Raw genomic sequence first — 10,760 nt, 5'->3', positions numbered from 1 at the left:
GTACAGGTGAACATATTCACTGCTGCCGCCCGGCGATGGAAAGTATTTGGTGATCGGCAACATTGCGCTGAAAACAAGCCCAGCTTCCTCTTCTGCTTCGCGGTGGGCAACCTCTTCCGGTCGCTCATCCTTGTCGATCAACCCGGCGACCAGTTCGATCAGCCATGGATTATCGACTTTGCCCAGCACACCGACTCGAAACTGTTCAATCAAGACTACTTCGTCACGTTTGGCATCGTAGGGCAGCACGCAAACGGCATCGTGGCGAACAAACAACTCCCGGCTGATTTCCTTGCTCATGCCGCCATTGAACAGTTCATGGCGCAGGTGCAAACGGTCAAGGCGGTAAAAGCCCTTATAGCAATTTTCTCGCCGCGTAATCTCTACCGTCGCAGGGACGGAGTTGTTCGAATCAGTCATAAATTTCTCGCTACCACCTGGACCGGCTTCGTCACATCCTAACGCGCTCTATCGCCAGATGCAGCCCCCTCGCACTGCCATTGAGGCGACCGGGGTAGACGGCCGTACGGTAAACGACTTCTAATTAGCGTAGTGGCGAACTGATGGAGCTGCTTGCAGTCGAAGCACCTCGACCCGTCTTTTTTTGTTTTTGCCAAGGATCACCATGTCATTGTTGAGGATCACTACGCTGGCTTGCTTCGCACTGGTGCTGGGCGCCTGCCAAAGCTTGTTTCAACCCAATTTTCGAGCACCATTGGACGTCCAGCGTGACGCCTCGGAACAGATCAAACCGGGCTGCGCAACGCCTGAATGCCCACTGGTAAACGTCGACACCGTGCATTTCCCTGACGAGCCGAGCCTGGACAACCTGGTTCAAAATACGTTGCTGCAAATGGCCCGCAACACACCGGGGGCAACGCCATTACCCGCATCGCTCAAGGCGTATGAACAGCAATTCCTGCAGCAAGCGCCAAACAGCACCAACAGCTATTTGCAGGCCAAAGTACGTGAGCAGCATGACGGTCTGGTGATTGTCGAACTGTCCAGCTATCTGGAAAACGGCAACGACCATGGCATCCCAGGTCGTGAGTTCATCAATTACTCCCGTCCACTGCATAAAGCCCTGACGCTGCAAGACATGCTATTACCTGGCGAGGAAGATGCCTTTTGGCTGACTGCGCAACAAGCGCATAAAGAATGGATGATCGACAATAAGATCGCTCAGGACCCTGCTTTCGTGCAAACCTGGAAGTTCCAGAAAACTCCGAATGTGGCGCTGACCTATGGCGGGGTCATTCTGAAATACCCCGTGGAGACGATTGCGCCGTACGCCATGGGCCACATTGAGCTGAAGATGTCGTATCTCCAGCTCAACGGTATCCTCAAGCCGGAACTGTTCCCGAGCCGCGGCTGAACACTCGGCCTAGCAGCAACTGCAACACGCCAGACACCACCAGTGCTGGCAGTGTTGCGCCCACATCAGGGTATAGGTTCGCCAGCAGGTGATAGGTGCTGACACCGCCCAGCCACGCCAAGAGGCTCATGCCGCGAAAGCCAACGGTGGCCGGCTGTGTGCTGCGACGGCGCAGGATGAAGTGATCGACTAGCACGACACCGAACAACGGGGCGAATACCGAGCCGATCAGCAGCAGGAAGTTCTGGTACTGCGCTAACGGCGCGAGGCAGGCAATCAGGGTGCAAATCACACCGATGCCTAGCGCCAGATGCTCGACTTTGATCCGTAGCAGAATCCCGCTGGAAACCGCCGCCGAGTGAATGTCGGCGAAGGCGTTTTCCGACTCGTCGATCAGAATCAGCAGCAGCGGAATACCCATCCCGGCACCGGCTAATGCCAGCAACAACGGACTCATCTCACCGCTCGGCGCGAAGGCCAGGGTGTAGGCGACGCCCAAGCTCATCAACCAGAAGTTACCAATAAAGAAGCCCAACGCCGTGCCGCCGAACACGCTTTTCGCGCGCTTGCCGAAACGTGAGTAGTCAGCAATCAACGGCAGCCATGACAATGGCATGGCAATAGCGATGTCGAAACCTACGGCAAACGGCATCGTACCGTCACCGGCATGGGCCCACAGCGCAGCCAAGTCAGTCTTGTTCAGTAAATTCCAGGTTAGCCACACGCACGATGCCAGTAGCAACCAAATACCCCATTTACGCAGCACCTTACGGACGAAGGTCAGCGGGCCACTGACGGCAAGGAAGGTCGCCAAAGCACCAAATAAGAGGGTCCAGAGCAGAGGACTGGTGAATACGCTGCCTTCGGAGAAGGCCCGTGCGCCCAACAAACTGGCGGCATCGCGCATCACGATGATCTCGAAAGCACCCCAACCGATGAGTTGCGCCAGATTCAATATCGCAGGCAGCGATGCACCGTGAGTACCGAGGCTGAGCTTGAGTGCCGCCATGGCCGAAAGCCCGGTGTCACTGCCAATCACGCCAACAGCAGCCAGCAGCAGCACGCCGACCAGCGTGCCAAGAAAAATTGCCAGCATCGAGCCTGACATGCCCAACCCCGGCGCCAACAACGCGCCGGTTTGCAGAACCATCAGGCCGATGCCGAGGGAGAACCAAAGGGAAAACAGATCTCGCCCGCCGAACACACGCTTGCCCAAAGGCACAGGAACGTCGGGGGAGTAAGTGCTGGATGAAATAGTCACGGGTGTAATCTCAGAGAAGAGCAGTGGGGAGCTTTAAGCTGCAAGCTACAAGTTGAAAGCAAATGCGGATCAGCCTCTTCTTGTAGCTTGCCGCTTAAAGCTTGAGGCCTAGACTTTTTTGTACAGCTGACTACCTTCCTGTTTGAAGCGCTCGGCTTGCTCGCGCAACCCTTCTTGCACCGCAGCGTCGACGGTTTCGATCTTCTGGTTGGCCGCGTAGATACGGACTTCCTGGGTGATCTTCATCGAGCAGAACTTCGGCCCGCACATCGAACAGAAGTGCGCGACTTTCGCCGAGTCCTTCGGCAGGGTTTCGTCGTGGTACGAGCGCGCAGTGTCCGGGTCGAGACCCAGGTTGAATTGGTCTTCCCAACGGAATTCGAACCGCGCCTTGCTCAAGGCATTGTCGCGGATTTGCGCACCAGGGTGCCCTTTGGCCAAGTCCGCCGCATGCGCTGCGATTTTGTAGGTGATGATCCCAGTCTTGACGTCATCCTTGTTCGGCAAGCCCAAGTGTTCCTTCGGCGTGACGTAGCACAGCATTGCGCAACCGAACCAGCCAATCATGGCCGCACCGATACCCGAGGTGATGTGATCGTAGCCTGGCGCAATGTCAGTGGTCAGCGGCCCGAGGGTGTAGAACGGTGCCTCGTCACAGCATTCCAGCTGCTTGTCCATGTTCTCCTTGATCAACTGCATCGGCACGTGGCCTGGGCCTTCGATCATTGTTTGCACGTCGTGCTTCCAGGCGATCTTGGTCAGCTCACCGAGGGTTTCCAGCTCGCCGAACTGCGCGGCGTCGTTGGCATCGGCAATCGAACCCGGACGCAAGCCATCGCCCAGCGAGAAGCTGACGTCGTAGGCTTTCATGATTTCGCAGATGTCTTCGAAGTGCGTGTACAGGAAGTTTTCCTGGTGATGCGCCAGGCACCACTTGGCCATGATCGAACCGCCACGGCTAACGATACCGGTGACGCGCTTGGCGGTCAGCGGTACATAGCGCAACAACACACCTGCGTGAATGGTGAAGTAATCGACGCCCTGCTCGGCTTGCTCGATCAGCGTGTCGCGGAACAATTCCCACGTCAGGTCTTCGGCCGCGCCGTCGACTTTTTCCAGCGCCTGATAAATCGGCACAGTACCAATCGGAACCGGTGAGTTACGGATGATCCACTCACGGGTTTCGTGAATGTGCTTGCCGGTGGACAAGTCCATGACCGTGTCGGAACCCCAACGGATACCCCAGGTCAGTTTGGCCACTTCCTCTTCGATGGAAGAACCCAACGCACTGTTGCCGATGTTGCCGTTGATCTTCACCAGGAAGTTACGGCCAATGATCATCGGCTCCAACTCAACGTGGTTAATGTTGGCGGGGATGATCGCGCGACCACGGGCGATTTCGTCACGGACGAATTCGGCGGTGATCTGTTTTGGCACGCTGGCACCGAAGCTGTGACCGGCGTGTTGCTGAGTCAGCAGGCCAGCAGCGTGAGCTTCCTGCAGCTTCATGTTTTCGCGGATGGCGACGTATTCCATCTCGGCCGTGATGATGCCCTGACGCGCATAGTGCATCTGGCTGACGTTGGCGCCGGCCTTTGCCCGACGCGGATTGCGCACATGGGCAAAACGCAGCTTGGTCAGTTCGGCATCGCTAAGGCGTTGCTGGCCGAAGTTAGAGCTCAAGCCGGGCAGGCGTTCAGTGTCATTGCGTGAGTCGATCCACGGTGAACGAACATCAGCCAGGCCTTTACGAACATCGATGATGACGCTCGGGTCGGTGTACGGGCCGGACGTGTCATAGATGACCACGGGCGCATTAATCTCGCCGCCGAAATCAGTCGGCGTGATGTCCAGGCTGACTTCACGCATCGGCACCAGAATGTCTGGGCGCGAGCCTTGAACGTAGATTTTTTGCGAGCGGGTGAATGGCTGAACTGATCCAGAATCGACTTGGGCCGATTCACTCAAGTTAGCGGTGTTTTTTAGTTTTGTACTCATCACGGGGCACTCCAAACGTCATCCAGCGGCGGATTTATTGTCGGAGCAAACCTGAAAGGCACGGGTGCACCAGGACTGGTGCTGAGCATAGAAAGAGGGCGTTGCTGTTCACTTTATGAACAACCGACCCCGGACGATACTCAAGAGGACTCGCCGGGAGACGAGAAATCTTGTTCCCTACGCAGGCGTTAACCTGATCAGGTTCAACGGGATCCGGATTAACCGATCTCAGCCTCATAGCAAGGCACCCCGACAAGAACGTCACCAGTCTAGTGCAAGATGTGGGCGCAATGCCAACATCGTTGAATATCACTCGATAAATGGCGGATATACCGGATTGTTGTGAGCTAATCCGAGCACTACACTCGCTACGCGAATTATTACTCTCTAGGGAACACCTCATGCTGCGCAAACTTTCACTGGCCCTCGCCGTGTCTTGTGCTTCCAATGGAATGGTCTTGGCAGCAGATGTGCCTTTACCGACCAAGACCGGCCTGGTCAACGTCTATCAAGAGGCTGTGGATAACAACTCGGACCTGGCGGCCTCTCGCGCTAATTACCAAGCGCAGAAAGAAGTCGTGCCCCAGGCCCGCGCCGGCTTGCTCCCAAATTTGTCTGCCGGTGCTGACGTGCAAACCACTCGCACCCAGATCGATCGACCCTCAGCGGACTTTACCCGCAGCGGCACGGTGTATCAGGCAACGTTAAGCCAACCTATTTTTCGTGCAGACCGTTGGTATCAGTTTCAGGCCGCGAAAGACGTCGACGAACAGGCGATCCTGCAGCTTTCTGCCACTGAGCAAAACCTGATTTTGCAAAGCGCTCAAGACTACTTCACGGTGCTGCGAACCGAAGATAATTTGGCGTCGACCAAGGCAGAAGAAGCTGCATTCAAACGCCAGCTCGATCAGTCCAACGAGCGTTTCGATGTCGGCCTGTCAGACAAGACCGACGTACTCCAAGCGCAAGCCAGCTACGACACCGCACGGGCCAACCGCATCGTTGCCAAGCGCCAAGTGGACGATGCGTTTCAGGCGTTAGCGACCCTGACCAATCGCGAATACAACTCCATCGAGGGCATCGTGCACACCTTGCCGGTGCTGCCACCGACCCCTAACGATGCCAAGGCATGGGTCGATACAGCGTCACAACAGAACTTGAATTTGCTCGCCAGTAATTACGCGGTGACGGCAGCAGAAAAGACCTTGAGCCAACGCAAGGCTGGCCATGCACCAACCGTGGATGCAGTTGCCAGCTACAAGCGCGGCGATAACGACGCGTTCGGTTTCAGTAACCCGAACTTCACTGGCCAGAACTATGGCGGCGACGTCGAGCAGCGCAGCATCAGCATTGAGTTGAACGTCCCGATCTACAGCGGCGGCCTAACCAGCTCGCAGGTGCGCGAGGCTTATGCCCGGTTGAACCAGAGCGAACAGCAGCGTGAAAGCCTGCGTCGCCAAGTGGTGGAAAACACCCGCAACCTGCACCGCGCGGTGAACACCGACGTCGAGCAGGTTCAAGCGCGCAAACAGTCGATCATCTCCAACCAGAGCGCACTTGAAGCAACTGAAATCGGCTATCAGGTCGGTACGCGCAACATCGTCGACGTGCTGGACGCGCAACGTCAGCTGTACAGCTCAGTGCGCGACTACAACAACACGCGCTACGACTACATCCTCGACAACCTGCGTTTGAAGCAGGCCGCCGGGACGCTGAATCCGGGGGACCTGCAGGATTTGTCCCGCTACTTGAAAGCCGATTACAACCCGGACAAAGACTTCCTGCCGCCAGACCTGGCCAGAGAATCGGCGAAGAACTTTCAGAAGCCTTCGGAAAAGTGATGGCTGTGCGCGCCGGATATCTGTAGGAGCCAACTTGTTGGCGAAGGTTATGACGTGGCGCATCAGCTCTGCCGCCCCGCCAACAAGTTGGCTCCTACAGGCCAGCCACCCGCGCCAGCATGTCCAACAAGCGCTGCAGGGCGCCCTGATTGGCGTGCATCACTCGCAACCCGGCATCGGCCATTTGTTGCGCCTTCGCCGGTGTATCAAACAACTGCTGCACTGCGGTCGCCAGCCCCTTCGCATCACTCACCTCCTCCAACGCCCCGGCAAAACGCAGCAATGCGGCGATTTCCAGAAAGTTGAACAGGTGCGGGCCGCTTATTACGGGCTTGGCCAGTGCCGCCGGCTCAAGCAGGTTATGCCCGCCGTTGGGCACCAGACTGCCGCCGACGAATGCGCAATCGGCCAAGGCATACAGAAACAGCAACTCACCCATGGTGTCGCCCAGCAGTACCGAGGTGGTCGATGTAACCGCCTGCGCGGATGAGCGACGAACCGTTTCGAAACCTTGCTGCTGACACAAATCGTGGACGCTGTTGAAGCGCTCGGGATGACGCGGCACCAAAATAAGCAGCGCATCTGGATGGCTAATCAGCAGTTGTCGATGGGCGGCCAATACGGCTTCGTCTTCACCGGCATGGGTGCTTGCTGCGATCCATGTGGGCCGCTGGACGCAATGCCACTGCTCACGCTGCTCGACAGCCCGAACCAACAACTGTGGGTCGATGCTTAAATCAAACTTGATCGAACCCGTGACCTCGACGCATTCCGGCCGCGCCCCCAGATCAAGAAAGCGCTGGGCTTCTGTTTCGGTCTGCACAGCAAAGCCGCTGATTTCAGCCAGCATCGGCCGCGTCAGCTTGGCAAAACGTCCGTAGCCCCGGGCCGAGCGGTTGGACAACCGGGCATTGGCCAACACGGTGGGAATCCCGCGTTTAGCACACTGGTGGATATGGTTGGGCCACAGCTCGGTTTCCATGATCACCCCCAGCCGCGGCTGCACATGATCGAGAAAACGCCCTGCCGCCCACGGCAAATCGTATGACAGGTAACAATGTTGGATCCGTGGTTCGTCCGCGAACAACGCCTTGATCCGCTCCGAACCGGTGGGAGTCATGCACGTCACGGTGATTGGCAACAATGGGTAACGCTTTAGCAGAGCTCGAATCATCGGCGCCGCCGCGATGCTTTCGCCCACTGACACGGCATGCACCCAAATGCCGCCGCGCTGCATCGGCGGCAGGCCGAACGAGAAGCGCTCGCCGATCCGTTGTGCATAGGCAGGAGCCTTGCGCGCCCGAAGCCACAGGCGCAGCGCTACCAACGGCAAACCGAGATGAAACAGCACGCTATAAAGGAATCTATTCATGGCGGCGGAGTTTATCAGCCAATCGCCTGTAGATGCTGCGCAAAGCTGTCGGCCAACCATCTGGCTGCCGGCCCCAGCGGTTCATCGCGGCGCCAGACCATTTCCACCACCAACGCAGGTGGGGTCCAGTCGCTGGCTAACTCGACCATCAAGTTCTGGTACGCAGGGTATTGCACCACATGACGGGGCAGCCACGCCCAGCCGAGGCCGCGCATCAGCAGTTCGGCCATCACGTAAAAGCTGTCCGCGCGCCAGACCTGGGCACTGATTTGTTCGCCACCGGGGTAACCGCTTTGTTGCGGCGCGATCAATAGCTGACGATGGCGCCCTAACAGTTGGCGACTGACCCGCGGCTCACCGGCCAATGGATGGTCCACCGAACACACCGTCACCATTTCAACGCTGCCCAACACTCGGCGCTCCAGGGCCTCGGGCATTTGCTCGTGGTGGAACAGCAAGCCCAAATCGGCCCGACGCTCTACCAATTTGCGCGCCACATCGCCTTGGGCGCCGCTGGCCAGTTGCATTTCCAGACTCGGAAACCGCTCGGCCAAGGCTTCTAGACTGTCCAGCACCGGCTGATAGGGCATGGCTTCATCGTGGGCCAACCGCAACCGTGCTTCCTGGCCGCGCATCAAGGCCAACGCTCGGCCGTCCAGGCGCTCACACTGGCGCAGTAACTCACGCGCCTCCTCCAGCAATGCGCCACCCGCCTCGGTCAAACGCGGTTGCCGCCCGCTGCTGCGCTCGAACAGGCTGACGCCCAGATCTGCTTCCAATAACGCGATGGCGCTGCTGACCGCTGATTGAGCGCGCTTCATGTCACGTGCCACGGCTGAAAACGACCGCTGCTCAGCGACGCTGACGAACAAACGCATTTGCTCCAGATTCCATTGCATCGCCGGCCAACCTATCGATTAAAGAGATGGGTAATGACTTTACCCCATCTGTTGAATCCCTAGAATGCGTACCTATTGAAAAGGAGCTGCACCATGACCGCTTACTACTATCTGGCCATCGCCATCTGCGCCGAAGTTATTGCTACCGTATCGATGAAAGCCGTCAAAGGCTTGAGCACACCGTTGCCGTTGTTGCTGGTGATCGTCGGTTATGGCATTGCCTTCTGGATGTTGACCCTAGTGGTTCGCAGCATACCGGTGGGTGTTGCCTACGCGGTCTGGGCAGGCATGGGAATTGTCATGGTCAGCATTGCCGCGCTGTTCGTGTATGGGCAAAAGCTCGACGTGCCCGCCATGTTCGGCATGGGCCTGATCGTTGCCGGCGTAGTGGTGATTCAGTTGTTCTCGAAAACCGCCGGGCATTGAAAACGCTATCCTCTATAATGGCTGGATTCGTCTAGCCACTGAGGTCGCTCATGCCATCTGTGCCCACTCCATCCATCCTGAACACTGATGTACTGATCGTCGGCGCTGGCGTCGCCGGTCTCTGGCTCAATGCGCGCCTGCGTCGCCAAGGGTTCTCGACTGTAGTGGTGGAAAGCGCCAGCCTCGGCGGCGGCCAAAGCACAAAATCCCAAGGGATCATCCATGGTGGCGCCAAGTACGCGCTGCACGGCGCCTTGAGTGGCGCCTCCGAAGCGATCGCCGACATGCCTCGCCGCTGGCGTGAAGCATTGGCGGGCAAAGGCGAGCTTGATCTGTCTAGCGTTCGCCTGTTGTCCGAAGCCCATTACCTATGGTCGCCAGGCACCATCGCCGGCAACCTCACCAGTTTTTTCGCCAGTAAAGCGGTACGCGGACGCGTCGATCAAGTCACCGGCACTGATCTGCCGCTTGCACTGCAAGACCCTGGATTCAAGGGCAAAGTCTACCGTCTGGCAGAATTGGTGATCGATGTGCCAAGCCTGATTCAGCGCCTCGCCGAGTTGGCGGGCGAGAGTTTGCTGGCGGGCGAAAAAATCGAACCGCTGTATTCCGGTGAAGAGTTAGTTGGTTTACGGGTCGATGACCGCGAGATTCGTGCCCAACGCGTTGTCTTGAGCGCTGGAGCTGGCAATGCCCAGCTATTGAAGTCCATGAACATCACTTTTCCCATCATGCAACGCCGCCCGCTGCACATGGTGATGGTCAAAGGTCCGACGCTGAAACCCCTGTATGCCCACTGCCTCGGTGGTGGTCCGAAACCGCGGGTAACCGTGACCACTCATCCGGCAGCCGATGGCCAATGGGTGTGGTACCTCGGGGGAGATTTGTCCGAAGCCGATGGCGTTGCTCGCGAGCCTGCGGCGCAAATTGCCGCCGCGAAAAAAGAGCTCGGCAACTTGCTGCCTTGGGTCGACTTGAGCCAGGCGCAATGGGCGACCTTGCGTATTGATCGCGCAGAACCCGCGGTGTCAGGCCTGGTGCGTCCGGACAATGCCTATCTCTGGGCGCAAAAAAGCTTAATGGTAGGCTGGCCGACCAAGCTGGCATTGGCCCCGGACTTTGCCGATCGGGTACTGGCTGCGCTGGCCCGTGATGGCGTGCATCCAACCCCGCAACCACCTTTGATCGGCCTGCCAAAGCCGCCGCTGGCGACTCCGATCTGGGACCAATTACTGCCATGAAGACCCTGCATGAACTGCATCGCCCACTGGGCAGCACGGGCTTAAATGTTTCGCCATTGGGTCTGGGCACAGTCAAGTTGGGCCGAGATCAAGGGGTTAAATACCCCAACGGTTTTAAAATCCCTGACGATCATGAAGCGCAGATGCTACTCAAACTGGCACGGGACTTGGGCATCAACCTCATCGACACCGCCCCGGCCTACGGGACAAGCGAAGAGCGCCTCGGCCCACTGCTGCGTGGTCAGCGCAATGAGTGGGTCATCGTCAGCAAAGTCGGGGAAGAGTTCGAAGGGGGTCAGTCGCACCATGATTTCAGTGCGGCACACACCCGCCTGTCAGTTGAGCGC

General features: G+C 57.9%; 10 protein-coding genes and 1 riboswitch. Of the genes, 5 read left to right on the top strand and 5 right to left on the bottom strand.

Going from position 1 to position 10,760, the window contains the following annotated elements; all coding sequences use genetic code 11:
- Nucleotides 1-420: NUDIX domain-containing protein (locus M0974_RS02160; protein ID WP_297832101.1), on the bottom strand; the 420-nt coding region annotated here is incomplete at its 3' end.
- 205 nt (nucleotides 421-625) lie between these two features.
- On the opposite strand from M0974_RS02160, the gene M0974_RS02155 reads away from it, so the two are divergent.
- On the top strand, nucleotides 626-1,375 hold the full coding sequence (locus tag M0974_RS02155) for an RsiV family protein (protein WP_297832098.1): 750 nt from the start codon (nucleotides 626-628) through the stop codon (nucleotides 1,373-1,375).
- Here the strand turns inward: M0974_RS02155 and cytX are convergent.
- A complete protein-coding gene (gene cytX, locus M0974_RS02150; RefSeq protein WP_297832095.1) occupies nucleotides 1,344-2,636 on the bottom strand; it encodes a putative hydroxymethylpyrimidine transporter CytX in 1,293 nt (430 codons plus the stop codon). The genes M0974_RS02155 and cytX overlap by 32 nt on opposite strands.
- 108 nt (nucleotides 2,637-2,744) lie before the next feature.
- Nucleotides 2,745-4,634, bottom strand: a complete 1,890-nt coding sequence (gene thiC / locus M0974_RS02145; RefSeq protein ID WP_297832091.1) for a phosphomethylpyrimidine synthase ThiC — start codon at nucleotides 4,632-4,634, stop codon at nucleotides 2,745-2,747.
- A gap of 157 nt (nucleotides 4,635-4,791) precedes the next feature.
- Nucleotides 4,792-4,896: riboswitch (TPP riboswitch) on the bottom strand.
- A 139-nt stretch (nucleotides 4,897-5,035) separates the two neighbouring features.
- On the opposite strand from thiC, the gene M0974_RS02140 reads away from it, so the two are divergent.
- A complete protein-coding gene (locus M0974_RS02140) occupies nucleotides 5,036-6,475 on the top strand; it encodes a TolC family outer membrane protein (protein WP_297832088.1) in 1,440 nt (479 codons plus the stop codon).
- Between the two features lie 94 nt (nucleotides 6,476-6,569).
- Here M0974_RS02140 and waaA read toward each other — a convergent pair whose 3' ends face one another.
- Nucleotides 6,570-7,847 (bottom strand): lipid IV(A) 3-deoxy-D-manno-octulosonic acid transferase, encoded by a 1,278-nt coding sequence (gene waaA, locus M0974_RS02135; RefSeq protein WP_297832085.1) that lies wholly within the window; start codon nucleotides 7,845-7,847, stop codon nucleotides 6,570-6,572.
- Between the two features lie 14 nt (nucleotides 7,848-7,861).
- The gene (locus M0974_RS02130) at nucleotides 7,862-8,746 is read right to left on the bottom strand and encodes a LysR family transcriptional regulator (RefSeq protein WP_297832082.1); all 885 of its coding nucleotides are present in this window, start codon (nucleotides 8,744-8,746) and stop codon (nucleotides 7,862-7,864) included.
- A gap of 93 nt (nucleotides 8,747-8,839) precedes the next feature.
- Here M0974_RS02130 and M0974_RS02125 point away from each other — a divergent pair, with 93 nt between their 5' ends.
- The 3 genes from M0974_RS02125 to M0974_RS02115 form a co-directional block, all read left to right on the top strand.
- Entirely contained in the window at nucleotides 8,840-9,172 is a 333-nt protein-coding gene (locus M0974_RS02125; protein WP_297832079.1) for a multidrug efflux SMR transporter, read from the top strand.
- A 50-nt stretch (nucleotides 9,173-9,222) separates the two neighbouring features.
- Nucleotides 9,223-10,413, top strand: coding sequence for an FAD-binding oxidoreductase (locus M0974_RS02120; protein ID WP_297832075.1), 1,191 nt, complete (start codon nucleotides 9,223-9,225; stop codon nucleotides 10,411-10,413).
- Nucleotides 10,410-10,760: aldo/keto reductase (locus M0974_RS02115; RefSeq protein WP_297832072.1), on the top strand; the 351-nt coding region annotated here is incomplete at its 3' end. The genes M0974_RS02120 and M0974_RS02115, both read left to right, overlap by 4 nt.

It is taken from the genome of Pseudomonas sp. (assembly GCF_026224925.1).
Classification (GTDB): domain Bacteria; phylum Pseudomonadota; class Gammaproteobacteria; order Pseudomonadales; family Pseudomonadaceae; genus Aquipseudomonas.
Note: the sequence above shows the minus strand (reverse complement) of the source record. Positions and strands in the feature narration are given on the sequence as shown.

Excerpts from the sequence above, each read along its gene's own strand:
- M0974_RS02125 (WP_297832079.1), top strand. The coding sequence starts at position 8,840 with ATGACCGCTTACTACTATCTGGCCATCGCCATCTGCGCCGAAGTTATT.
- waaA (WP_297832085.1), bottom strand. The coding sequence starts at position 7,847 with ATGAATAGATTCCTTTATAGCGTGCTGTTTCATCTCGGTTTGCCGTTG.
- M0974_RS02130 (WP_297832082.1), bottom strand. The coding sequence starts at position 8,746 with ATGCAATGGAATCTGGAGCAAATGCGTTTGTTCGTCAGCGTCGCTGAG.
- thiC (WP_297832091.1), bottom strand. The coding sequence starts at position 4,634 with ATGAGTACAAAACTAAAAAACACCGCTAACTTGAGTGAATCGGCCCAA.
- M0974_RS02155 (WP_297832098.1), top strand. The coding sequence starts at position 626 with ATGTCATTGTTGAGGATCACTACGCTGGCTTGCTTCGCACTGGTGCTG.
- M0974_RS02120 (WP_297832075.1), top strand. The coding sequence starts at position 9,223 with ATGCCATCTGTGCCCACTCCATCCATCCTGAACACTGATGTACTGATC.
- M0974_RS02140 (WP_297832088.1), top strand. The coding sequence starts at position 5,036 with ATGCTGCGCAAACTTTCACTGGCCCTCGCCGTGTCTTGTGCTTCCAAT.